Genomic DNA, 25,957 nt, shown 5'->3' on the forward strand with positions numbered 1-25,957 from the left:
ATGACGATACGTAACATTGAACATTTGCGAAATGTTGCCATTGTAGCTCACGTCGACCACGGCAAAACATCCTTGGTGGATCAGTTACTGAAACAGTCTGGACTGTTCCGGGCCAATGAGCATATGGCGGAACGCGCCATGGACTCCGGAGATTTGGAGCGCGAACGAGGCATCACGATTCTGGCCAAAAACACGGCTATTCCCTATCGAGATATACGTATTAATATTGTCGACACTCCCGGTCACGCTGATTTTAGCGGTGAAGTTGAACGCATTGTGCGGATGGTAGACGGTGTGCTATTGGTGGTAGATGCTTTTGAAGGTGTCATGCCGCAGACCAAATTTGTCCTGCAGAAAGCTTTGGAAGCTGGTTTGGCGCCCATTGTTGTTGTCAATAAAATGGATCGTGAAAATGCCCGCCCCGTTGAAGTCATAGATGAAGTCCTGGACTTGTTTATTGAACTTGGAGCCAGCGAAGAACAATGTGATTTTCCAGTCGTTTATACATCTGCGTTGCGAGGGACAGCAAGCGAGAGCATCGACCATCCAGGCGAAAACTTGCAGCCACTTTTTGAAGCAATTATTCAGCATATACCGGCTCCCTCGGGAGATCCTGAGGCTCCATTACAATGGCAGGTAACGATGTTGGATTACAACGAATTTTTAGGACGGATTGGTATTGGACGTGTAGCTCGCGGCCAAATTCATGTAGGTGACGCGGTCAGTGTGGTGCGCCGAAGTGGAGATGTTTCCAGGGCAAGAGTCGTGAAACTGTTCTCCTTCCAAGGATTGAAACGCATGGAAGTAGAAACCGCAGGCGTAGGGGATATTGTAGCTGTAGCTGGAATTCCAGAGCTGACAGTAGGAGAAACAGTTTGTCCTGTAGACGCTCCTGAAGGACTGCCCACATTGCATATTGATGAACCAACTTTACAAATGACTTTTCGTGTCAACGATTCGCCGTTTGCTGGACGTGAAGGACAGTTTGTTACGTCACGCAAGCTTCGTGAACGCCTGTTTGCAGAATTAGAGTCGGACGTTTCACTGCGGGTAGAAGAAACTGAGGATACAGATGCTTTTTTGGTTTCCAGCCGCGGAGAGTTGCATTTGTCTATTTTGATTGAAACCATGCGTCGTGAAGGATATGAATTACAGGTTTCCAAGCCACGCGTTATTCTACGAGAACAAAACGGTAAAATTCAGGAACCTATTGAACATCTGGTGGCCGACGTACCAAGCGATGCTGTAGGTTCTGTAATTGAAGCACTTGGATACCGCAAAGGCGAAATGGTCCACATGTTGACTTCGCCTTCTGGAGAATCTACACGCCTTGAGTTCCACGTTCCGGCGCGCGGCTTAATCGGCTTTCGCACAGAATTTTTAACACTGACACGGGGTTATGGCACCATGCACCATCGATTTTTGCAATATGATGAGTGGAAAGGTGACGTCATCACCCGACGACAGGGTGTCCTTGTAGCTAGCGAAAGCGGCACTGCGACAGCATATAGCATTCAAAACTTGGAAGATAGAGGTATTCTATTCATCACACCTGGTACAGAAGTCTATGAAGGAATGATTGTTGGCGAACATACACGTGAGAATGATTTGACCGTCAACGTCACCAAAGCCAAGCATATGACCAATGTTCGCTCCGCAACCAAAGAAGAAACGGTCCGGTTGAAAGCACCCCGCTTGCTCTCTTTGGAACAGGCTATGACCTATATCGAGGATGACGAGTTGTGTGAGATCACGCCTCAAAGCGTTCGCTTGCGCAAACGCTATTTAAACAAGTCAGAACGCGATAAGATGGCCAAGCGAGGAAAAGAAGTCATGCAATAACAGCCTTGTCAGAACGGCAAACTATCAGGTTGAATGGTTTTCCAATAGACCAAATTGCAAATACTCACCAAGTATTTTTAACTGTATTCCGCGAGAGGCGAGCATGGAACAGACTATCCGCCAATTTTCCTGTACTTGCTCTGTCGACTCGCCCAGCGGAAAATCAACATCCATATAGAAATGATATTCACCGAGAATTCGACCTGCTGGCCTTGACTCAATACGTGAGAGATTGAGCCCAAAATAATGAAATGGTGTTAGTGCGCTCCACAAGCCACCAGGTTCATTGTGCACTCCTATTAAACATAAAGAAATGGTGCGCTCCTCAGGGCGGAAAGCTTCAGCAAATAAGCTTTCTGCCTTATTTTTTGAAAGCAGCCCAAAACGCGTTTGGTTACCTGACGCATCTTCCACAGCACGTTTCGCAATGTGTAAACCATATAGTTCAGCAGCAATTTCATTGCCGAGCGCAATCTGAGGCTGTAACGAATGTTCAGAAACCATTCTCGCTGCTTGAGCTGAACTCGAAACTGGAATACATTCCGCCTTAGGCAATTCTCTTTGTATAAAATGCCGACACTGAGCAAGCACTTGCGGATGAGAGTAGACTTTTTCAGCAAGCGTCCAATCACTCCCCGGGCTGCTTAACACATGATGATGAATAGGTAAGGTCCATGCTGCTACCAGTCGAGGATAATCCGTCTCTGCATTCGTGTCTTCAATCTCATCAGCTAACTTTTCTTGCGCAATCACCATTTCAATGAGTCCATCCCAAGCATAGGTGACTGAACCTTGAATACTATTTTCAAGCGGAAGACATCCGTGTACAGACCTGTCTTCCGCATGGAGCACGGTATGAATAATTTCTGCTATGGAATCAAGCGGCCGCAAAATGGCGTTTTCCCATCCGACTCGTTTACAAAATGTGCGCAATGCAATATCGGAATGAGTTCCTTGGGGACCAAGAAAATAGATTGTCGGTTGAGCCATCCTATGCACGCTCCTTCGGTATGTCAAAAAGAACCAACTAACCATATACAATGGGATGGTAAGAGAGAAACTTAAATATTGAAAAGCGACAGCTGATTGGACTCTGGCATGCCTTGCAAACAACCTAATTGCTGCAAAATTTCTATGACGGTTTTCGAAACTCGGCTACGTTCTTGCAAATCTTCTATAGAAAGAAATGGACCATCCAATCTCGCTTGCGCCAAATTGCGGGCTGCAGCATCACCTACTCCAGGAATTGCGGCAAACGGTGGCAGAAGCGAACCATTCTGTTCATTCATCAGGAAGCGAGTGGCGTCAGATTGATAGAGTGAGATGCGCTCAAAGCGAAATCCACGTTCTACCATCTCCAAAGCAACTTCAAGTACGGTCAAGAGACTTTTTTCTTTCGGTTGAGCCGCGTTTCCTTTGTCTTCAATTTCTTCAATTCTTCTACGTATCGCATCTGAGCCTTTGATCATCAACTCTACATCAAAGTCATCAGCACGCACCGTAAAGTACGTAGCATAGAAAGCGAGTGGATAATGTACTTTAAACCAGGCTATACGAACAGCCATAATCACATAGGCAGTAGCATGAGCCTTAGGAAACATATATTTGATTTTTTTTCCTGATTCTATATACCAATCCGGTACGCCAAATTCGCGCATATACGCCTCATCATCGGGCTTGACTCCCTTGCCTTTACGAATCGATTCCATGATTTTAAATGCGCGCGCTGGTTCAAGTCCTTTGTATATCAAATAGACCATGATATCATCGCGAGCACAAATAACTTCTGAAAGCGTTGCTACCTGGTTACGAATTAAAGTTTGCGCGTTATTTAACCATACATCTGTCCCGTGAGACAAACCGGAAATACGCACTAACTCGGAAAATGTGGTTGGCTTCGTATCTTCCAACATTTGTCGAACAAACTTGGTGCCAAACTCAGGAATGGCAAACGTCCCAGTATTGGAGCGAATCTGTTCCGCAGTAACACCCAGAGATTGCGTTCCACTAAAAAGAGCCAAAACTTGCGGGTCATCAAAAGGAATGGTTTTAGGATCGACACCAGTTAAATCCTGAAGCATGCGAATCACCGTCGGATCGTCATGACCCAAGATATCTAGTTTCAACAAACAGTTTTCCAACCCTGAGTGATAATCAAAGTGAGTCGTCAGCGTCTCCGATTGTTTATCATCTGCAGGGTACTGAACTGGTGAAAAATCATATATGGAAACATGACTTGGCACAACCACTTGCCCGCCTGGATGCTGTCCAGTTGTTCTTTTTACACCCGTACATCCTTGTACAAGCCTTTCAATTTCGGCATTGCGCAGTACCAACCCTCGTTCTTCTGCAAATTTGCGGACATATCCATAAGCTGTTTTCTCAGCCACAGCTGAAATCGTACCCGCCCGAAAAACGTGATCGCGCCCAAAAAGCTCCTCTGTATAACGATGAGCACGCGGTTGATATTCGCCAGAAAAATTCAAGTCAATATCAGGAACTTTATCTCCTTCAAAGCCTAGAAACGTTTCAAAAGGAATGTCTTGTCCATCTCGTTCCATGGGTTCGGCACAATGTGGACAATCTTTCTTTGGCAAATCAAAGCCGGAACCAACACTTCCATCATCAAGAAATTCGCTGTGTTTGCAGTTTTGGCAGCGGTAATGGGGTGGCAAAGGATTCACTTCAGTAATATCCATCATGGTTGCAACCAACGAGCTCCCCACCGAACCACGGCTTCCTACAAGATAACCATCCTGCAAAGACTTGGTGACCAACTTATGAGCAATCAAGTATATGACTGCAAAACCATGCGAAATAATGGAATGCAATTCTTTCTCCAGTCGTTCAGCAACGATTTGCGGCAGCTCTTCACCGTATAAATGTTTTGCTTTACTGTAAGTCAATTGCCGCACTTCATCCTCCGCCCCATCGATAATAGGCGTATATAGTTCATTGGGAATTGGCGGTACATCTTCAATTTGTTCAGCAATTTTAGCCGGAGCTTCTACCACCACTTCTATGGCAGCATCACCAAGAAATGAAAATTCTTCCAACATCTCCTCTGTGGTTCGAAAGTGCAATGGCGGCTGACGCTCAGCGTTCGATCCGTTATTTTGCGACTGCAGAAAAACCTCCCGGAAGATACCGTCCTGTGGATAAAGATAATGGACATCACCTGTAGCCACAACAGGCTTGCCGAGCCGTTGCCCTAATTCGACAATCTGCTGATGCACCCTTTTGAGACTGTTTGTCTGCCATATCCCTTCGCGAATGAGATTGTCATAGTGACTCAGCGGTTGAATTTCTAAATAATCATAAAAGCTGCATATTTCTTCAATTTCTTCAATAGATTTGCCGCGAATAAAACTCTCAATCAATTCACCTTGCTGACAGGCTGTACCAATCAACAAACCATCCCGCAAACGAGCCAATTCACTTTTGGGAATCCTCGGCGTTCGATAAAGATACTTGGTATGGGCAAGAGAAACCATCTCGTAGAGATTGCGTAGACCCTGGCGATTTTTAACAAGCACGGTCGCATGAAATGGACGCACTTTGCTCATATCGGCTGTAGATGAAAGATCATTTAACTCCACAAGATTTGTAATCCCATTGGTACGAAGCTCCTTCTGCATATGAGCAAACAAACGTGCAGTTGCTTCGGAATCAGCCAAGGCGCGATGATGATTGACCAGCTCAATCTGAAGTTTTTGCGTCAACGTCTTTAAACGATAATTTTTTTCTCCTGGAAAAAGAATGCGGGCCAAAGCAAGCGTGTCAATAATGGGCTGCTCCCATTGCGGCATATCAATCCGCAGAGCGCACTGATTGAGAAAGCCGCTGTCAAACTCAGCATTGTGCGCCACCAATACCGCATCACCAACAAATTCTCGAAAACGCGGTAAAGCATCTGCCAATACAGGCTGTCCTTCCAACATTTCTGGTGTAATTCCAGTCAACTCCGCCACTTTCTGTGAATACGCACGCTCGGGCTGGATGAGCGTCGAGAATGTATCCACAATTTCAGTTCCCCGCATGCGCACGGCAGCAATTTCAATTAAAGTGTCTTCACGCGCATTCAGGCCTGTAGTTTCTGTATCAAACACCACAAATTCGCATGTATCGTCAAGCTCTATCGACTGTGGGCGAATGACCACGCGCGCTCCATCATCAATCACATAAGCTTCAACACCTAGTATTGCTCGAATACCGTGTTTCTTGGCCGCCCCATATGCTTCTGGAAACGCCTGCACTCCACCGTGATCGGTCACAGCTATGGCCTTGTGACCAAGCCTCGCTGCTTCAGCGATCAACTTGTCCACAGGAATGACTCCATCGAGCGGAGACATATTGGTGTGCGCATGAAGTTCAATACGTTTCTTCTCTGCAAAATCCATTGGCAACTGAGCTTCAATTGGCTGCATATCAGAAACCATAAAAACGATTTCTTTACTGAAAGTATCAAATTGTACTTGTCCGCCAATTCTCAGATAATCATTGTTTTTCAGTGGTTCAAGCACTTCGCGCTGACGTTCGTCACGAGCAAAACATTTAGCCGTGATGGAGTTGGTGCCATCCGTAATATTGAACTGAAGAAGAAAGCGACCGCTCGGCAAGACACGTTTATCTACACTGAAGACTCTACCCTGCACGACAGCGCGCCGCATCTCATCCTCAATTTCCTGAATCGATATGACTTCTTGCAAGTCTAATGGTTTACCCAATGTAAGAGGGGCTATGGGGGTTTCTTCTCGATTGCGTCGATTCCCGTAAGGGTACGATCTCGTTTCAGCAGGCGCCTGCTCTTGCTGACGCAATTTAGCCTTTTCTGCTTCCAGCCTTGCTTCTTCTTGCAAAATACGTGCAACCTCAGCTTGTTGCTGTTCAGCCAACTGCTCTCTGAGCGCCTCTTGATACTCTTTGTTTGCCAATTCTTCAATAAATCGAACCGATAGATCTTGTCCGAATAAAGTAGAGATGGCTTCCTGATAATAAATATCTACTTTCTTTTTTTGAAGCCATTCCTCAGCGCCAGCCTGTGCCAAATGAGCTACAGCAATCCAACGTTTTTCATCTTTAGAGGCTGTCTGTCCAGATTGCAACAACCAGCTTGCCTGCTGCAGAAACCGCCCGGCAAGCGGTTCTATGTGTAAATAGAGTGTGGTCAAAGCTTCTATGAGGGAAATAGCTATTTGTTCAAAATTTTGTGAAAGCCATTCATCCTCTAAAAATTGATATTGCACCCCTAAAGGAGTTAGTGTCTCATCTGTTTTGTGAAGCAATAGGAAGCCATTTTGCAAATACTCCGCCAAAGATTGACGAACTTCATTTGGAGAGTCTTCAAGAAGGGATTGAAGAGGAGGCAATCGAAGTGCTAATTTTTTCTGTGATGAAAATACAAAAACGCGATCGACAAAGGAATGGAGAGAAGGGCTTTCCATCTCCATTCCTGAAGCAAATAGGGCGCAAAATGAGCGGATAAAATTCACTTGCTAGACTACCTCCTAGACATTGCTGTTCTGCTGAGTGAAAGGTCGTGGTCCGCAACGCCAGGTACAACACCCATCATCCAACCGTTCAGAAAAAACGTGTGACATCCCGATAGGTTATGACAACGGTCAAGAGCATTAGTAATCCAAAACCGACTAAATGAACCAACCCTTCTTTACGCGGGTCGATAGCTTTTCCACGTATCAACTCGACAAGCATAAAAAGCAATCTGCCACCATCAAGCGCTGGTATGGGAATTAAATTAAAGAGACCAAGATTGAGCGATAAGAGTGCAGTGATATACATCACCTGCCAAACACCTGTTTGTGCTTGCTGGGAAATGACATCTGCAATGCCGACAGGACCAGATAAATCGTTGAACTGATGACGTTCAATCACTTGAGCATAGAGATGAATGGCATTCACACTGTTGGTGTAAACAGATTTAAAGCCTTGGGCAAAAGCATCGAAAGGATTATGTGTCAAAGTACTGTCTATGCCTATAATGGGTGTAGACTGGTATAATTCCGGCCTCACCAGAAGCCATTTTTGATGCCCATCGCGCTCCACCAAAAGCGGGATGGGTTTGGGAGGATTCGATTTGTCAGCAACAATCACTCGCTTAAGATCGTACCAAGTTTGAATAGGCACTCCGTTAGCCTGAACAATTCGATCGCCTTGTTGCAAATGAGCTTCAGCGGCAGGTGTATTCGGTAGCACTGCACCCACGACAGGAGCGCTCGATGGAACACCTACATGCAAGAAAACAAGTGAGAAAAGAACTCCTGCCAACAAAAAATTCATCACTGGGCCGGCCAAAATAATCGAAGCACGCGCCCATAGGGACTTACCAATCATTTGCTCCCCTGGGGAGACTAGAGGAATGCTGGAACGGAGACTGGTCTGCAAACGAGCATGCGGTCTGACTGAATAGGAGCGAATACCGTCTGCTGTTTCCATGGTAATAAACATGTGCTTGGTCAAATCCAGATTAACCAACGTCCCCACGGTCCGCCCTGGCAGTGAGTCGGGCTCACCAATGGCGTCCATACGACCGCTGGAATCAAGCGAGAAAGCTAGCTGCTCACCTTTTTTGAAGTATGCATCCTGTGGCATTTCACCCGCAAGTTGTACAAAGCCGCCAATAGGAAATAGGCGTAACGAATACTCTGTACCGTTTTTGCGAAAAGCAAATAATTTGGGCCCCATACCAATAGCAAATACAGGCACGGCTACTCCATTACGTTTGGCAACATAGAAGTGGCCAAACTCATGCAACATGATGCATACCACAAAAACCAATACTATCGCGATGACCGAACGGAGCGTGTGCACCAACGGCAACCACCACATGGATACACCCTCTTTCCCTACTTAAACATCCTGCCCTAATTCTTCTTTTTGTATAAGAAGCCAGGCACGACGTCTTACATCTTCATCAATATGGAGCGCATCTGAAATCGACCGAGGTACCGCATAATCACTAGACTGCAACAGTCGCTCTACAATCTCCGCTATATGGAGATAGCCAATGCGCTGTTCAAGAAACGCTTGTACAGCCACTTCGTTGGCTGCATTTAACACGCAAGGCATGGCGCCTCCCGCTCGACCTGCTTCATATGCTAAACGAAGGGCTGGAAAACGTTCCAGGTCAGGTTCTTCAAACGTCAATTGACGCAGCTTGACAAAATCAATTCGTTCTAAATCCAGCTTTACTCTGGCAGGATACGTGAACGCATATTGAATGGGCAAACGCATATCATGGTTGCCTAACTGGGCAACAATTGAACCATCTACATACTCCACCATGGAGTGAATAATACTTTGCGGATGGACGAGTACCTTTATTTTATCATATGGCGCAGAAAATAAATGATGCGCTTCAATGACTTCTAAACCCTTATTCATAAGCGTGGAACTATCCACCGTAATTTTGGCGCCCATTTTCCACGTCGGATGCTGTAAAGCCTGTTCTAGGGTAACCGACTTCAATTGTTCCATGCTGTAAGTGCGAAACGGTCCCCCGGAAGCTGTTATGTAAAATGACTCTACTTCTTGACGTTTCCCGGCCAGAAGCGCTTGAAAAATCGCAGAATGCTCACTATCCACAGGAACTAGGCTCGATCCGTTGACAGACACGTGCTCCATGATTAAATCTCCTGCCGCCACCAACGTCTCCTTATTTGCCAGCCCTACCACAGCACCTTGAGAGATAGCGCGCCAAGTAGGAGCAATTCCTGCAGCACCGAGCACTGCAGAGATCACAAGATGGGCTGGAACGGAAGCAGCTTCTTCCAAGCCAGCCTGACCGACGCCCACATCACAAGGGAGTCTGCCATGAAATAGTTGAATCAGTTCTTGCCGCGAGTGTTCATCCTGTACAGAAACGTACTGAGGTGCAAACTCATCTATCTGTTGTTTGAGCAACCTCATATTCTTTCCTGCACTCAGAGCTACCACCTGCCATGCAGGAGAGAGGCGTCGAACAACATCTAAACTGTTACAGCCAATGACTCCAGTGCTGCCCAATATGCTGACCTTCGACACAGAATCACTTCTTTTCTTTCCAGTATGTTCAAAATTTCTAGGAAAAAGAAAACCACAACATACCATATGTATGGACCATATAAAACATAAACGGAGCAGCGAACAACAGACTATCTACTCTATCCAAAATGCCGCCATGTCCGGGTAACAAGGTACCCGAATCTTTGACTCCTGTACTTCGTTTGTAAGCTGATTCAATCAAATCGCCAAGCTGAGATAAAATAGAAATTCCAGCACCTAGCCCCAGTAAAGCGACCAGATGAATTTGTCCTACAGCTAAACCAAACAGAGCCGCACCTACTGCTGCACCCAAAATGCCGCCGAGAGACCCGGAAATAGTCTTCTTTGGTGAAATGTCAGGCCATAATTTAGGTCCTTGCAACCAACGTCCGACAAAAAAAGCAGTAGTGTCACTCATCCATACCGCGATTAAAAAGGACCAAAGAAAAAACCAGCCATGAGGAACCAATCTTAATTGAATCATGCTGTGTCCGCCAATGCCGATATACAGCATTCCAACAAAGATAGGAGCAACTTGGGCCAGATGGTTGCGATTTCGAGTCAAAACAGGCCACAATAGGCAAAGAGCAACCATAACTGCAAGAGAAATGGGATGGTACCATCCAGTATCAAACTCTATATAAGTGACAGCTATTACAGCCAAATACATCAAAGATTGACGATAAGAAACACCAAACATCCGCACAAACTCCGTAACACCTGCGGCTGTCACCAACCATACCGCAATTTCCCATGGCCAAGCATTGGGCAGGAGCAAAACGATCAAGATTACAGCCACACCAATGGTCGCTGTAAGTACGCGCTGTTTGATCATTCTCTCACCTACCTATATCGCCAAACCGGCGCTGCCGGCCACTGAATTCTTGCAGAGCCCGGAGAAGATGCTGCCGATTAAAGTCAGGCCAGAGTACGTCGGTAAACCATAATTCAGCATATGCGGATTGCCAGACGAGAAAATTGCTGAGCCTTATTTCTCCGCTGGTGCGTATGATAAAATCGGGATCAGGCTGATGGGCGGTGGAGAGTTGAGCAGCCAAAGCACTTTCATCAATATCTTGTGGAGCTATTCGCCCCTCTGCCACTGCTTCGGCAAGTTTACGCACGGCGAACACAATATCCATACGCCCTCCATAATTGAGAGCAAAATTAACGTTCATCCCTGTATTTTGTTTGGTTCTCTCCAACGACTGCAATACTGTCTCACGTGTATCGGCAGGTAATTGTTCAGTATCGCCAATCACACGAATCCGCACATTGCGTTCCATTAATTCATCAATTTCCGTAATAAAAAACTGGCGAGGCAACTTCATGAGAAATTCCACTTCACGCTGTGGCCTCTTCCAATTCTCGGTAGAAAAGGCATAGAGGGTAAGATATTCAATACCTAAATCATCACAAGCCCGAATCGTCTCTTTCATAGCTTGCATACCTGCATGGTGACCAGCGATTCTCGGCAATCCACGACGCCGCGCCCAACGGCCATTGCCGTCCATGATGATACCAACATGCTTAGGCCGAACTGCAAGCGAATCGATGTCAGGATTCTGTCCTCGGTTGTCCCAACCCCATCTCCAGCGCACCGATCATCCCTCACAATCCGGCGACAGTTTGTTAAATCCAATAATTTCCAATCTTAAACCTATACTTCAAGCAGTTCTTGCTCTTTACCAGTCGCAGCTTTGTCTATTTCACCAACGAACTTGTCTGTGAGCTGTTGAATCCGCTCCATCAATCTACGAACATCGTCTTCCGAAGCATCTCCATTCTTTTCAGCTTTTTTCAACTCGTCATTAGCATCTCGCCGAACGTTACGAATAGCCACGCGTGCTTCTTCAGCCATCTTTTTAACCTGCTTGACAAGCTCTTGGCGTCTCTGTTCCGTAAGGGCTGGAATAACTAAACGAATAACAGAACCATCGTTGGCAGGATTCAGACCCAAGTCAGACTTCTGAATAGCTTTTTCAATCTCACTCAACATACTTTTCTCCCAAGGAGAGATAACCAACAAGCGCGGTTCTGGAGAAGTTACACTTGCAACTTGTGGAATGGGCATCTGTGAGCCGTAATATTCTACGGTTACTTTTTCAAGCATAGCCGGCGTAGCTCTACCCGCCCGAATTGACGCCGCATCCTTGCGAAATGCTGCTACAGCCTTTTCCATACGTTCTTCTGCATGCTTCACAATTTGCTCTGTCATACTTTCACTCTCCTGACCATTGTACCTACCGCTTCGCCCATGACTGCTCGGCGAATATTGCCCGATTCTCCCAAAGCAAAAACAAGCAAGGGAATATTGTTATCCATGCAAAGCGAGGTTGCTGTAGAATCCATAACACCAAGACCTTGATTTAAAACATCCATAAATTCTAATTCATCATATTTGACAGCTGTTGGATCTTTGAGCGGATCAGCCGTATAAACACCATCCACTCCATTTTTGGCCATTAAAATGACCTCCGCTTCAATCTCAGCGGCGCGCAGCGCGGCGGTTGTATCTGTAGAGAAATATGGATTACCCGTACCACCTGCAAAAATAACCACTCGTCCTTTTTCTAAATGACGAATGGCTCGTCGGCGAATATACGGTTCGGCTACCTGACTCATTTCCACCGATGTTTGCACCCGTGTATCGACACCCAATTTTTCCAAAGCATCCTGGAGCGACAAAGCATTCATGACGGTTGCCAGCATTCCCACATAATCCGCTGTTGCTCGATCCATTCCACGAGCACTGGCCGAAACACCTCTCCAGATGTTTCCTCCCCCGACCACAATAGCCATCTGCACACCTAAATCCGCAACTTCTCGAACCTGTAACGCAATGTTTGACATCATTTCAGAGTCAATGCCATATCCCTTATCCCCTGCCAGAGCTTCGCCACTCAGTTTGAGAATGATCCGCCTGTACTTAGGTTGGGGTGTCGTCATAAATTGAGAATGCCTCCTCATGATAAGAACTCATCCAATTTTGAGCCCTATGGCTTTATATATTGCGGGGACCAAGACAATACCTGGTTTGCAAAAGGGGAACACATAGTGTCTCCACGCCGTGTTCCCCTGCTTATACCGCAAAGGCCAGTGCCATTAAACGCGAACCTGCGACATGACCTCTTCAGCAAAGTTACTCTCTTTCTTTTCAATACCTTCACCAACAACAAAACGTGTGAAACGGCGGATAGAAATATTCTCGCCTATTTGGGCAATTTTCTCACGCACCAACATCTCCACTGTCTTATCTGGATCTTTGACAAACGGCTGGTCTAGAAGGCAAATTTCTTTCAAATATTTTTCAATACGTCCATCCACAATTTTATCCACAATATTTTCCGGCTTACCTTCATTCAAGGTTTGCGCCCGAAGAATTTCGCGTTCTTTCTCTATAAACTCACTCGAAACTTCATCGCGACGCACATAAAGTGGATTAGAGGCAGCAATATGCATAGCGATATCACGAACCAATTGACGAAAATCTTCGTTTTTGGCCACAAAGTCAGTTTCACAATTCACTTCAACCAAAACGCCAATCCGTCCACCGCCATGAATATAAGCTTCCACCAATCCTTCCGCAGCTACACGACCCGTTTTTTTAGCAGCAGATGCCAGTCCGCGCTCGCGCAAAACTTCCATCGCTCTCTCCATATCCCCATCGGCTTCAGCTAAGGCGCGCTTACAATCCATCATACCTGCACCTGTTTTCTCACGCAATTCTTTGACCATTGACGCTGTAACTTCCATCTCATTTCCTCCTCAATTCAGCAAAAACTTAGAATACCATTTGAGCACATACCTAACGAAGTTCTTTCAACACGCATTAGTGCACAAAAAAGGTGACGAGCCACAGATGCTCCCGTCACCTACTAGCTCCAATCAGGCAGTGGTTTCTTCCCCTTGACCTTGAGCGCCTTCTAATACAGCATCTGCCAACTTGGCAGTCAACAGTTTAACAGCCCGAATAGCATCATCATTACCCGGAATCACATAATCAATTTCATCCGGATCACAATTGGTATCGACGATGGCTACAATTGGAATACCGAGCTTACGCGCTTCTGCAACAGCAATCCGTTCTTTGCGCGGATCAATCACAAACATAGCGCTCGGCAATTTCTTCATACCTTTGATGCCGCCAAGAAAACGTTCCAAACGCTCAGCTTCTTTGCGAAGCAAGATAACTTCTTTCTTAGGCAAGCGTTCAAAAGTCCCATCTTCCTCCATACGCTCCAACTCTAGCAAACGCTGGATACGTTTTTGGATGGTTGGGAAGTTGGTCAATGTACCGCCCAGCCAGCGCTGATTGACATAAAACATACCACAGCGTTCTGCTTCTTCTTTTACAGCTTCTTGAGCCTGCTTCTTAGTGCCAACGAACAGGATGGTTTCGCCATTCGCAGCAGTGTCACGAATAAAATTATAAGCTTCTTCAACTTTGCGAACAGTTTTTTGCAAATCGATGATATAAATCCCATTGCGCTCCGTAAAAATATAACGAGACATCTTGGGGTTCCAGCGACGGGTTTGATGTCCAAAATGAACACCCGCCTCCAACAATTGTTTCATAGAAATAATCGCCAAAGATAACTCCTCCTAAACGGTTTGTCCTCCGCCCTCGTCATATGAACCTGCGACCAGTTGGACCCGCAAGCCATCAGATAAGCGTGTGTGCTCCACTTCACTGTGGGCATTGCACCGTTCTCCAATATATCACAGCCTGCGTAAGACTGCAATGACCCACTCCATCAATTCAGAGTCGGCGGCATATGCAAGGCTTGTTCCACACGTAAAACCTCAGCAACTGGTAAGGATAACTGTTGAGCAGCCTGTTCTACAGTCAAGCCTTGAGTTAAAGCATCGAGAATCTCAAAGTAACGTGGAGAAAAGGAAGGAGATTCAACTGTTTCTGCAGCTTCAGGTTTCTGAGCATTCAATGCTGCACCAACCTCTTCTCGAGACATTTCTATTAACTGTTTCATCAACAGTTGTTCACCCGCCAATGACTGACCCACATCATCAAATCTCGAAACAACATGCTCATTCTTTGAAAAAAATTTTATATGGTGAGGTTCGTCTTTTTGAAGCATCTCTTCCAATTGATTGAAACGTTCTTCTAATTTGCCAACACGCTCATCCATGGTTCGTTCTAACGCGTCTAAATTGGATCGCAATTCCATGTAAATATCTTCTAAAATTTTCACAACTTCTTCATTAACTGCGGAAATCATAGCTTGCGGACTTTCCTTTGCTTGAATGACTTGTGGATTGGCCAGAGCACCGGAGCGCAGCCAACGAAAAATACCTTTTAACCCACCATATTGTTTCCATCCCCCCGTAGAAGTATAGAGTACGACGACCATAGCCGCACAAAGTAGACCCATAGCTCCTGTCAACCACATATCTGTTCACCTCCTAGTATATTACCGAAGTACTGGCGGCCTTCATCGCTAAACACAGCCGGAATCGCCTGGGCCTGGATAATGCAGAAAACCTCAAGTCTGTTGCCGCCGCGCCACTGGGCATTGACACGGCAGTGGATGCGTACCGACTGCATTTGCGCCTGCTTCTCCAGTAAATTCGCTTCACAGAGTGGCCCTTAGAACGACTCCATGCCGAGATCGAAAAGCGCCTCAAAGCTGCTGTTGCGCGCAAATTGACATACATCATTCATGCCTTGTTGCGTGACAAAAAGCCATACGAACCAATCGCGTAAGATCATATATTGGACTGAATCTGCAAACCCGTCTGTCTCTGACAGGCTTATATTGATACCCTCAAAAATCACTTCCCTTCATAGGTCTTAGAACTCAATAGAGTACTTAACATTAGATAGATGATCTTTCTTCAAATCGTATATGTACCCTTGATAGCAGTACGAATTTGTAACAACTCTGTCTGCAAATCAAACTCAATAGTTCGACCCGTATTGCCTCCAAAATCAGTTGAAACCAACTCTACTCCAGCGTCTCGCAAATAGTTTTCTACTGCTTCAGCATTACGCGGGCCCACTCGGAGAATATCGGAATTGGCCGATCCGCTAAACATTTGCGCACCACCCGCAGCTTTGGCTTTCAACGAACTGGGCCGCAAACCCTGCTTTGAAAATTCATCCAACAGCCAATCCAAAGCGAGATCGGCATATTTACATACGTTTCCTGAAAAATTAGGTGGTGATTGAGGAAGCATAATATGAACTAAACCGGCTATATTTTTCCTTGCATGGTATAAAACCGCGCCAACGCACGAACCGAGACCCGTTGTCCCAATTCGATCTGGCCCTGAAACGATTGCCCCTTGAGCAATACCTACCCGAATCAGTTGGCTTTCTTGAATCGAGGGTAAGGTGAATTCACACATCATTATCCCACCCCAGCGCACTGAACAGCTTGACCATAGATTGTGGGTGAGGGAGAAGGAAGAAATGGCCATCGATGTTCATTTGTCCTTGCCATATTTGCGTGTTAATCAAAATCGCTTGATCGGCTATATCACCAGAGAAAGCAAGGCCGATGTCGAGAATGGCACCAGCCATGTCCACAGCAATCGACGGTACTGAAAGAGTAATTTGCAGCGACGCGAGTTCACTGATGGCGGTGACATAGCTGCCAGAAAGAATATTTCCAACTTCCGCCAGCGCTGAAAGCTGCAATTCTTCAAAAAGAAGCCCTTCATGACCTGTCAAATTCAGCTGATGCAATAGATGTTCCGCACTTTGCATGGGTAAAAGCAGAAACATGCTTCCATTCATCTGCCCCCAATTTGTAAAAAGATGCCGACAACAGGCGCCTCTGGACCGCCAGCAATATCTGCAATCTCGTCAAACGGGCATAATCTAGCAGCTGTGACGGACATTTGTACACTTTCTTGCAACAATACAGACAACGCAGTAGCAGCATGACCAGCGCCCACATTGCCGACTTCACGGAGAATATCTTGCTGTCGATCATCCAGATTATAGAATACACTCATGTTTCTTAACGTTCCTCCTGCTCCCGCAACTCCTTGAGCTGCAACTGTTCAGCATGATTAAAAAGGCGAGGCAAATGGAGGAGAATCAGCACTTGTTTCTGATGTTCTGCAATCCCCTGCAAAAATTCTGCGGAAAGTCCACCTACCATCGAAGGAGCAGGTTGAATATCCGAATCTGCAAGTGTCACTACATCTGTAACCGCATCCACTATCATACCTACCATCATATCTTCCACTTGTACAATGACTATACGGGAATCATCTTGCTGCAAGGAAGAAGCCAATCCCAGACGCTCACCGAGATCGACCACAGGCACAATGGTGCCGCGCAAATTCACAACACCTTTGATAAATGCGACCGTACGCGGTACACGTGTAATTTCCATAGGCTTCTCAATAGACAATACCTGGGTTACTGAGGCACCGTATTTTTCCTGACCTACAGCCATGACGACAAATTGTTGCTCCATGTCTATCACTCCTTACCCCGAATTTTTCGACTGCCAAAATATAAAAATCAATTCAAGTCTTTGAGAGTTTGTTAGCTTCATGCTGATAGCCAGGCATCGAGATCGAGAATGAGTCCCACCGTACCGTCGCCGAGAATGGTCGCTCCAGAAAATCCTCGCACGGACTGCAGATATTTCCCCAATGGTTTGTTGACAATTTCCTGCTCTCCAACAATATCATCGACAAGTATCGCCAAACGACGATTGCCTTCTTTACAGAGAATGGCTGACCAAGGAAATTGAATGGCCGACGATTGTTCGTAAAAAGCATCCCCCGCATCCAGCAGCGGGATGAGCCCATCTCGATGGCGCAAAAAACGTTCTCCACCAATGGCTTCTAAATCTGTTTCGTAGACTTGCAATACTTCTTCCACACTGCCAAGAGGGACAGCAAAAGATTCGTTACTCACCATAAACAGCAAGGCAGGTAAAACAGCCAAGGTCAGAGGCAACTGAATACGAAAAGTAGTCCCCTTCCCCTTTTCCGAGAGAATTGAGATTTTACCGCCCAACGATTGCACTTTATTACGTACCGCATCAAGCCCTACACCACGTCCGGAAATATCGGTGATTTTTTCAGCAGTAGAAAATCCGGAGGCAAAAAGAAAATCATAAATTTGTTCAGGCTTAAGCATAAGTGCAGATTTCTCATCGACTAATCCGCGCGCAATGGCTTTGTTTAATACTGCTTCCGAATCAATACCTCCGCCATCATCAGCAACTTCTATGTAGACGTTTTGTCCGGAAGAGAAAGCAGAAATTTTTAATGTCCCTGCCTCTGGCTTGCCCGCCTGGCGACGTATATCCGCTGACTCAATACCGTGATCGGCCGCATTGCGAATAATATGCACCAAAGCTTCACCCATCTCATCGACAACAGTCCGATCGAGTTCTGTTTCTCCCCCTTCCATAAGAAAATGAATTTCTTTTTGTAATGACTTGGAGAGATCTCTAACTAAACGAGGAAAACGTTGAAATAACGTATCTACCGAAACCATGCGTAAGGACATGAGTCCAGATTGTATATCGCCAGAGATACGGCCAAGTCTATCGACCATTTCTCGAATGACAGCCGTCTGTCCAGCCTCAGTAGCACTGGCTAGTTGAGAGCGAGCAATCACCATCTCACTGAGACGATCGAGTAGATGATCGATTCTCTCGATGGGTACACGCAATGTCCTCTCTACCTTCATGGGTGCAGCAGGTTGCTTGGCAGATTCTTTCTGCGAATCCACCTGATCTGCTGTAAGACTCGGGGTTGGTGAATGGGCTGCCGCAGAAGTTGTAGTTGGATCTGTCCGATGTGTCGAAAGATATTCTATAAGCGGTACAAAAGTTACATTAACCACTTCAGAAATATTAGAGAGATTGCGCATAGCCTCTTCAGCAGAAATTTCTCTTAAAACAGCAAGAAAGGCAATGTTTTCAGAATACCGGCCATCCTGTAAATGTTCTGCACTCGGTGAACATTCAAGAATATCTGACCACTGCTCCAATTCTCGCATGACAACCAATGCGCGGACTGATTTCATCTGACAGTCTGGAGCAATATTCACAGTCAGAACTCCAGCCAAGAGTCCCGCTTCTGCAGCTTGAGATGCAATGTGCAAAGCAATATCGGTGAAATGTCCTTCTGTGGTATCCACTGTCGCCGCAACCTCTGGATGAGGTGACACTGCTGCGTTTGTTAGACGTTGATAGAGTTCCTGCAACGAATGAATAATAGCATCGTCTGAACCCGTTTCATCTATCCCACTGTCAATAATTCGTTCTAACTGAAGAGAAAGCTGATCAATCCCCGACAATAGAATATCGGGACTATCTGTGGTCAACCGTCCTGGATTTTCTCGAAACACGCCAAGTACATCTTCAAGGCGATGAGTCAAAGTGGCCATTTTTTGAAATCCCATGCTTGCGCTCATTCCTTTGAGTGTATGCGCAGCACGAAACATGGCCGCAAACAATTCATCCGACGAGCCCTCAGATTCAAGACGTAGACAGAGATCATTCAGAAGTTGCAGATTATCGCTTGTTTCTTCTATAAAGGCTTGTAAATACTCAGCGTTTTGCAAAGCTGGCATACCCTCCCGCCAATTTCTGTTTTTATCCTTATGTTTAGGCTGGCTTTATCCAGTTGAAAAAAACGACTTTCCAGGCCAAAACCGATGCAGAAAACCTCTCCACCCGCCTCGATTCGGCTCATTAAGGCGCAGAAAATTAGCCGCTATCTGCTCCATACAGCGCGAGGCCGTACTGTTGGGAAACGATATCAATACTGGCACTTGACGCATCACTGCTTGCGAAACAAAATCATCCTCCAAAATAAATCCAAGCGTTTCCAATTTCCACTCCAAAAATTTCAATGCCGCGGCAGACAATCTTTCAGATGCCTCTCGTGCGTCAGTCAATTTCAATGCGCGATTAATCACCAGACGAACAGCCGGCAATTCGTCAAGAGGTCTTTCCTCATACAGCAGCTTAAGAAAAGCATAGGCATCAGAAATTGCCGTAGGTTCTGGCGTCGCCAGTAAAATCAATTCGTCCGATCCGGCAATCCACTGAGCTGATTGATGATTGATGCCCGCACCAAGATCAATAATCACTGTGTCAAAATGGTTGGATAAATTCGCCAATTGTTCCTTAACTCTGACCATAGCCGCATCGTCCAACATATCGGAGTGCAAGCCGCTACCTCCAGATAAAAAAGAAAGGCCATGAGGACTAGTAGAGATGACATCAAAGAGTTGTACGTCTTTCGCTAAATCAAGAACTGTGTGAAAGGGTCTGGTATTGAGCAAAAGTTCAATGTTGGAAAACCCTACATCAGCATCCACGATGAGCGGCGTCTTCCCTTTTGCTTTTAATGCCAGCGCAAAATTGACACAGAAATTGGATTTACCCACTCCTCCCTTACCACTGGCAACAGCAATGACACGTGTTTTGGCAGGCAGTCCCCCATTATCCATGCTTCTTTCTCTCATTTTGCTGCGCAGGCTTTCGGCTTGATCGCTCATGGATGCCCCTCCCCGAAAACAGATTTTAAAACAAAATCTTTTGTGCTCGGTGAGATATCATCAGGTACATTCTGTCCAGTCGTAATATAGGAAAGCGGCTTTTTAGCCTTCCAAATCAATTCTGCCGCCACACCATAAGAAGAAGTTTCATCTAATTTAGTAAATAAAAATTTATGAAAAGGAATGGTAGAAAACGCCTCTAACAATCTATTTAAATCTTCAGCTTTGGAAGTTAGCGAAAGCACAAGAACAATCTCATCAATTGGCGCTATAGAAAGTAACGTCTGAACGTCTTGCGTCGAACGTTGGTTAAAGTAATTTCTTCCTGCCGTGTCCATCAGTAATAAATCACAATGAGAGAGTGAATCAACAGCTTTGTTTAAAGAAACAGCGTCTGATTCGGCCACTTCCAAGGGAATGCCAAGAATTTGCGCATAGGTTCGCAATTGCTCAATAGCTGCAATGCGATAAGTATCACAAGTAATTAATCCAACTTTTCGTTCACCTGAAAGTACATGCAGGGCTGCCAATTTGGCAATTGTAGTCGTCTTGCCCACTCCAGTAGGACCGACAAAAGCAACAATTCGCGATGTGGATTGAATAGGGGATGGTACAGCGAAAGTCTGAAACTGTTGAATAAACCAATTACGAAAAGATTGAAGCAAAAGTTGGTAATCCCCAACTTTAGGCATAGATAGCACACCGGACTCCTGCATCCATTCTCGAACAGTGTCAACCGAAATACCTTGTTGGACCAAAAGTTGCTGCAATTGAAAATGCTCTTGATTCATTCCGCCTACAAAGACAGTATTTTGGGAAGACAATTGTTGTAATCGATAGGTTAACTTTTTCATTTCGTCGAGGATAGGCAACAAAACTTGCCTTGTATCCTCTTGAGCCGATGTTATACCTATAGTAGAATTTGCAGAATGAATCTGAACGTCCCCTATTGACTGCATAGACATTGTTGAGGACATATTGGATGTTTCCCCTCGCAAAATGCGTTTCTGTTCCTCGGCTTTTTCTGAAACATTCTCTGGTTTGGCAGCAACTTGTCCATAAGCAGATGGATGATAGGCTGGAATTTTAACAGGTAAATCACCTGCTACCGCAGCCATTACTTCAATACGCTTACTCCGCCATATCAGCCATTTGCGAACATGAATACGTTTGCTGCTTAAAATGACAGCATCTTTCCCCAAATCAGAGCGTATACGCAATAAAGCTTCGGGCATGTCACGAACCACATAGCGTTTAACCATCATAGATTAACCACCCCGCCACTCTCAACTTCAAGCGTCGGATCCAACTCACTGTAAGATAACACCGTCAACTCCGGTAAAAACCTTACCAACCAGCGTCTAACAGCTAAACGCAATGTAGGATGAACCAAGAGTATAGGTGATTTGCCTTGCGCAGAGAGACGATTCGATTCTTCCCGCAGTTTTTTGTAAATTTTTTGCGACAGTGCAGGATCGAGTGCAACAAACACACTTTCCTCTTGATGAATCAATGATTCTTGGATCTTTTCTTCCACACTCGGAGAAAAAGTAAGTACTGTTAATGGTTGGCCTGGCACTCTGAATTGATGACAAATTTGCCTGCCCAATGCCTGTCTAACCTGTTCGGTCAACATATCGGTATCTTTGGACTGGCGACCAACATCCGCAAGAACTTCTAAAATAGTCGATAAGTCACGAATGGATACTTTTTCATGTAGCAAATTGCTCAATACTTTTTGCACTTGACCAAGTGTTAAATTGTTATTCAACACATCATCAACAACCGCAGGAGCTTCCGTCTTTAAGTGATCCAACAATTTCTTAGTTTCCTGTCTCGTCAACAACTCATGGGCATGTGCACGCAATGTTTCTGTCAAATGAGTTGCCATAACGGAGGACGGATCAACCACTGTATATCCAGACATCTCTGCCTGTATTTTCATTTCCGAATTGACCCATAAAGCAGGCAAACCAAAAGTAGGTTCTTTGGTAGAAATCCCAATAATAGTTGGATCTTCAACTCCAGGAGATATCGCTAGCCAATGCCCAAGCAAAACTTCTCCTCGAGCAATCTCTAACCCTTTTAAGAGAATGACATATTCCGTAGGTTTTAATTGCATATTGTCGCGCAAACGGATAGCAGGAATGACCAACCCAAGTTCAAGTGCCAATTGCTTTCGAATCATGATAACTCTTTCTAACATGTCGCCGCCCTGTTTAGCGTCCACCAACGGCACAAGACCGTAGCCAAACTCCAGTTCAATAGGCTCAACATGGAGCAGAGACAAAGCATTCTCTGGTTTTTTGTTGTCCTCTGTACGGCTCTTGAGCAATTGTTCTTGCTCTTTTTTTGCCGATCTTGCCGCATTTACCTGTACACGCCAACCAGTCAAAAAAGCGAGTGCAGAAATAGGAATCACGGGGATGACTCCAATTGGAGTAAATACACCCAGCAATAAAATAGCTGATCCAACCATATAGAGGGCACGCGGGAATTGAAAAACCTGGCCAAAAATATCCGCTCCCAAATTTGCTTCAGTAGCAGCCCTAGTCACCATTAATCCAGTGGCTGTCGAAAGCAACAAGGCTGGAATTTGACTGACCAGACCGTCCCCAACTGAAAGTAAAGTATACTGGTGGAGCGCTGTTGAGAATGAATCTTTGTGAATGACCATACCGATAATAAAACCACCAACAATATTGACCGCTACTATTAACATAGAAGCAATGGCATCGCCTTTCACAAATTTAGAGGCTCCATCCATGGCTCCGTAAAAATCCGCTTCCCGTTCAATATCTGCACGTCGCTTGCGCGCAGTGGCTTCGTCTATCAGGCCAGCGTTTAAGTCCGCGTCAATAGCGATTTGTTTTCCAGGCATTGCATCCAAGGTAAAGCGCGCCGCTACTTCAGCAACACGTTCAGCGCCGCGAGTAATAACAATAAATTGCACAATAATAATGATAATAAATACGATAAACCCCACAACTGGGTTACTGCCTATTACAAAAGACCCAAATGTATTAATGACAGCTCCAGCATTACCCTGCCCAAGAATTAATCGTGTGGTGGAAATATTCAGAGAGAGTCGGTAGAGCGTCATAATGAGTAAAATTGAAGGGAAGACAGAAAAATCAAGTGGTTCTTTCGTATTGATGGCCACGAGAAGAATGGTCATGGAGACGAAAATATTGACTAACAACAGTACGTCAAGTACAGGCCGACTCATGGGTATAATCATCATGACAATTATCCAGAGCAAAGCTGCCATGATTCCTAAATCTGAACGTTTCACGAATTCACCCCATTGCCTGTAAAGACTTTTTGTTGTTTCATAGCGTAAACATAAGCTAAAACTTCTGCGACTGCCTGATAAAGCTCCGCAGGAATCACTTGGCCAATTTCCACATCGCGGTATAGCGTTCTTGCTAGTGGTGGATTTTCTACAATTGCCACATGATGTTGTTCCGCTAGTTCACGAATTTTTTGGGCAGTATAATCCTGCCCTTTCGCCAGAACTTGTGGCGCTTCCAATTGGTCTGGTCGATACCAGATAGCTACCGCATAATGAGTCGGGTTTGTAATCACTACATCTGCTTTCGGTATATCCTGCATCATTCGACGCATGGCCAAAGCCCTAGCCCGCCTACGAATATTGGATTTAATCTGTGGATCTCCTTCAGTTTGGCGAAATTCTTCACGAACTTCATGTTTGGTCATGCGTAATTTTTTTTCATACTGACTCTTTTGAAAATAAAAATCCAATGCAGATAAAAGAATCATCAATACGGCAACTGTTATGGATAAGCGAAAAACAATACTGCCAAGCCAAGCGATGAGCGAATTGACGGAGAGAAAAGATAATTGACCTATACTTTGTGTCACTTGATGCAGCGACATATAGGCTGCGGCAACCACAATCGCCAGCTTGAGAATCGACTTTAATCCTTCCATAGCTGTCTGCGGTGAAAAGAGACGACGTAGTCCAGCGATAGGTTGGATTCTCTCCCATTTAGGTAACAATAACTTGGGAAGGAATAACGGGCCAACCTGTACAAAACCAGTAAAAGCAGCCGCAAACCAAAATACAAGTAGCAAGGGTAATAAACTACCCGCCAATGCAAGAAATTGACCACCAAACAAACCAGGAACATTTTGTGCAGTCAATGAGATGGAGCCTGCATAGGTAAGGTCTTTGTGAGCAAGAATTTGCCAGACCTCCCAAACCTTTGGTCCTAAAATTCGCAGGGCTGCCAAAGCGCCCAAAAGCATAATCGACGAAGTTAATTCGACACTTTTCGGCACATTTCCTTCTCTTCTTGCTTCCTGTCGTCTGCGTGGTGTTGCCTTTTCAGTCTTGTTTCCTGAGTCGCTCTCTGCAAATCTTTGCAGTTTAAGAATTAACATGGCTCTGTGACCTATCTCTCCAATACATGAAATAACTTATTTTAGGATTTGATTTTAGAACTTTTATAAAACGTTAAATATTAGAAAACCATATATCATCCTGTTAATTGCATAAAAGCAGTGACTTGACTGAATAGAAAGGTAAATAGAACATGAAATATAGACACAAACGCTGGAACTGATGCAGCAAAAACAGATAAACCAATAAATAATTGAATCGGTAACCCACTGAAATATACATTCATTTGAGGAACCGCTTTGGAGAGCAACGCAAACGTGACGTTGGTCAGCAGTAAAGCAACCAACACGGGAGCAGCCACTTGAACAGCATCTGCCGTAATCAGGTCCATCAATTGCTCAAAAGCTAAACCGAAAGTTTGCGGCAAATGAAATTGCCCTAAAGGAATGAGCTTATAACTATCCATTCCAGTTAAAGCCAGCCCATCCAATCCATCAGCACCTAAAAAAAACAGAGTAAAAATCATATTGAAAAATGTACCTGAAAGTCCTGTCACAAATGAGCTTTCTGGATTAAACAATTCTGCAGATGCAAAGCCAATTTGTACATCAATGATTTGACCCGCTAAATTTAAAATTGAAAAAATAGAGGTTGCTATAAATCCCATAAACAATCCTGTAACCAATTCCAGAACCAGCAAACCAACATATAAACCTGTTTGTTGAAAAGGAGAAGGTACTTTGGCTTGAACAGTAGGTAAAACCCAAAGAGCTAAAAAAACTACTAGACCAATTTTTACTGTTCTCGGCACAGCAGTCATGGAAAATAAAGGTGACGCTCCAATAAAACCTGCCATTCTAGCCATAATAAGAAAAAAATAACGGGTATTGCAGGACAGCTAAGTTCAACATATGATCACTGCACGTACTGCATAAGATGACCGAGAATCGATTGCGTAAAATCTAACATGCTGGTAATCATCCATGGCCCAAAGATGAGCAAAGCCACGATGACAGCAGCAATTTTTGGAATATAGGTTAGGCTTGGTTCCTGGATTTGCGTAGTAGCTTGAAATACAGAGACGATTAACCCAGCAGCCAGTCCTAAACCAAGAATCGGACCTACCAACTTAATAATCAACCACATGACCTGGGAACCTAACCCGACAATAAATTCTGCATTCAATCTTATTCAACTCCTACTCT

The 25,957-nt window shown here is 45.0% G+C and carries 23 protein-coding genes; 1 reads left to right on the forward strand and 22 read right to left on the reverse strand.

Features of this window, described 5'->3' with window-relative positions; genetic code table 11:
• Positions 1-1,842 carry a translational GTPase TypA gene (gene typA, locus FY534_RS08540; RefSeq protein ID WP_072874091.1) on the forward strand — a complete coding sequence of 614 codons (1,842 nt, stop codon included), beginning with the start codon at positions 1-3 and terminating at the stop codon, positions 1,840-1,842.
• A gap of 24 nt (positions 1,843-1,866) precedes the next feature.
• Here typA and FY534_RS08545 read toward each other — a convergent pair whose 3' ends face one another.
• From FY534_RS08545 to fliQ, 22 genes are all read right to left on the reverse strand, one after another.
• Entirely contained in the window at positions 1,867-2,832 is a 966-nt protein-coding gene (locus FY534_RS08545) for a prephenate dehydratase (protein ID WP_072874092.1), read from the reverse strand.
• Positions 2,833-2,903: 71 nt separating this feature from the next.
• Positions 2,904-7,334, reverse strand: coding sequence for a PolC-type DNA polymerase III (locus FY534_RS08550; RefSeq protein ID WP_238413467.1), 4,431 nt, complete (start codon positions 7,332-7,334; stop codon positions 2,904-2,906).
• 88 nt (positions 7,335-7,422) lie between these two features.
• The gene (rseP, locus tag FY534_RS08555; RefSeq protein WP_203114311.1) at positions 7,423-8,688 is read right to left on the reverse strand and encodes an RIP metalloprotease RseP; all 1,266 of its coding nucleotides are present in this window, start codon (positions 8,686-8,688) and stop codon (positions 7,423-7,425) included.
• Between the two features lie 21 nt (positions 8,689-8,709).
• The gene (gene dxr / locus FY534_RS08560; protein ID WP_203114312.1) at positions 8,710-9,882 is read right to left on the reverse strand and encodes a 1-deoxy-D-xylulose-5-phosphate reductoisomerase; all 1,173 of its coding nucleotides are present in this window, start codon (positions 9,880-9,882) and stop codon (positions 8,710-8,712) included.
• 37 nt (positions 9,883-9,919) lie between these two features.
• Positions 9,920-10,717 (reverse strand): phosphatidate cytidylyltransferase, encoded by a 798-nt coding sequence (locus FY534_RS08565; RefSeq protein WP_203114313.1) that lies wholly within the window; start codon positions 10,715-10,717, stop codon positions 9,920-9,922.
• A 4-nt stretch (positions 10,718-10,721) separates the two neighbouring features.
• On the reverse strand, positions 10,722-11,483 hold the full coding sequence (locus FY534_RS08570) for an undecaprenyl pyrophosphate synthase (protein ID WP_072874095.1): 762 nt from the start codon (positions 11,481-11,483) through the stop codon (positions 10,722-10,724).
• A 59-nt stretch (positions 11,484-11,542) separates the two neighbouring features.
• Entirely contained in the window at positions 11,543-12,100 is a 558-nt protein-coding gene (frr, locus tag FY534_RS08575) for a ribosome recycling factor (RefSeq protein ID WP_072874096.1), read from the reverse strand.
• Positions 12,097-12,831, reverse strand: a complete 735-nt coding sequence (pyrH, locus tag FY534_RS08580) for a UMP kinase (protein WP_072874097.1) — start codon at positions 12,829-12,831, stop codon at positions 12,097-12,099. Before pyrH ends, frr begins: the two co-directional genes overlap by 4 nt.
• Positions 12,832-12,987: 156 nt before the next feature.
• A complete protein-coding gene (tsf, locus tag FY534_RS08585) occupies positions 12,988-13,638 on the reverse strand; it encodes a translation elongation factor Ts (RefSeq protein WP_203114314.1) in 651 nt (216 codons plus the stop codon).
• A gap of 132 nt (positions 13,639-13,770) precedes the next feature.
• The gene (gene rpsB, locus FY534_RS08590) at positions 13,771-14,475 is read right to left on the reverse strand and encodes a 30S ribosomal protein S2 (RefSeq protein ID WP_072874099.1); all 705 of its coding nucleotides are present in this window, start codon (positions 14,473-14,475) and stop codon (positions 13,771-13,773) included.
• Positions 14,476-14,639: 164 nt separating this feature from the next.
• Positions 14,640-15,293: a response regulator transcription factor gene (locus FY534_RS08595; protein WP_203114315.1), complete on the reverse strand. Its 654-nt coding sequence runs from the start codon at positions 15,291-15,293 to the stop codon at positions 14,640-14,642.
• Positions 15,294-15,738: 445 nt separating this feature from the next.
• Positions 15,739-16,251 carry a chemotaxis protein CheD gene (locus tag FY534_RS08600; protein WP_203114316.1) on the reverse strand — a complete coding sequence of 171 codons (513 nt, stop codon included), beginning with the start codon at positions 16,249-16,251 and terminating at the stop codon, positions 15,739-15,741.
• Positions 16,244-16,642, reverse strand: a complete 399-nt coding sequence (locus FY534_RS14665; protein WP_238413468.1) for a chemotaxis protein CheC — start codon at positions 16,640-16,642, stop codon at positions 16,244-16,246. Before FY534_RS14665 ends, FY534_RS08600 begins: the two co-directional genes overlap by 8 nt.
• Positions 16,639-16,863: a chemotaxis protein CheC gene (locus tag FY534_RS14670; RefSeq protein ID WP_238413469.1), complete on the reverse strand. Its 225-nt coding sequence runs from the start codon at positions 16,861-16,863 to the stop codon at positions 16,639-16,641. Before FY534_RS14670 ends, FY534_RS14665 begins: the two co-directional genes overlap by 4 nt.
• A gap of 5 nt (positions 16,864-16,868) precedes the next feature.
• Positions 16,869-17,333 carry a chemotaxis protein CheW gene (locus FY534_RS08610; RefSeq protein ID WP_072874105.1) on the reverse strand — a complete coding sequence of 155 codons (465 nt, stop codon included), beginning with the start codon at positions 17,331-17,333 and terminating at the stop codon, positions 16,869-16,871.
• 77 nt (positions 17,334-17,410) lie between these two features.
• Positions 17,411-19,453: a chemotaxis protein CheA gene (locus tag FY534_RS08615; protein ID WP_203114317.1), complete on the reverse strand. Its 2,043-nt coding sequence runs from the start codon at positions 19,451-19,453 to the stop codon at positions 17,411-17,413.
• 45 nt (positions 19,454-19,498) lie between these two features.
• Positions 19,499-20,386 (reverse strand): P-loop NTPase, encoded by an 888-nt coding sequence (locus tag FY534_RS08620; protein WP_072874107.1) that lies wholly within the window; start codon positions 20,384-20,386, stop codon positions 19,499-19,501.
• Positions 20,383-21,651: a flagellar biosynthesis GTPase FlhF gene (gene flhF / locus FY534_RS08625; protein WP_203114318.1), complete on the reverse strand. Its 1,269-nt coding sequence runs from the start codon at positions 21,649-21,651 to the stop codon at positions 20,383-20,385. The genes FY534_RS08620 and flhF overlap by 4 nt, the downstream gene beginning before the upstream one ends.
• On the reverse strand, positions 21,648-23,657 hold the full coding sequence (gene flhA / locus FY534_RS08630; protein ID WP_238413745.1) for a flagellar biosynthesis protein FlhA: 2,010 nt from the start codon (positions 23,655-23,657) through the stop codon (positions 21,648-21,650). The genes flhF and flhA overlap by 4 nt, the downstream gene beginning before the upstream one ends.
• Before the next feature lie 20 nt (positions 23,658-23,677).
• The gene (gene flhB / locus FY534_RS08635; RefSeq protein ID WP_203114320.1) at positions 23,678-24,793 is read right to left on the reverse strand and encodes a flagellar biosynthesis protein FlhB; all 1,116 of its coding nucleotides are present in this window, start codon (positions 24,791-24,793) and stop codon (positions 23,678-23,680) included.
• 95 nt (positions 24,794-24,888) lie between these two features.
• On the reverse strand, positions 24,889-25,650 hold the full coding sequence (gene fliR / locus FY534_RS08640) for a flagellar biosynthetic protein FliR (RefSeq protein ID WP_370541568.1): 762 nt from the start codon (positions 25,648-25,650) through the stop codon (positions 24,889-24,891).
• 17 nt (positions 25,651-25,667) lie between these two features.
• On the reverse strand, positions 25,668-25,937 hold the full coding sequence (fliQ, locus tag FY534_RS08645; protein WP_072874111.1) for a flagellar biosynthesis protein FliQ: 270 nt from the start codon (positions 25,935-25,937) through the stop codon (positions 25,668-25,670).
• Positions 25,938-25,957 lie beyond the last annotated feature (20 nt).

It is taken from the genome of Alicyclobacillus sp. TC (assembly GCF_016804365.1).
Taxonomy (GTDB): Bacteria; Bacillota; Bacilli; order Alicyclobacillales; family Alicyclobacillaceae; genus Alicyclobacillus_I; species Alicyclobacillus_I tolerans.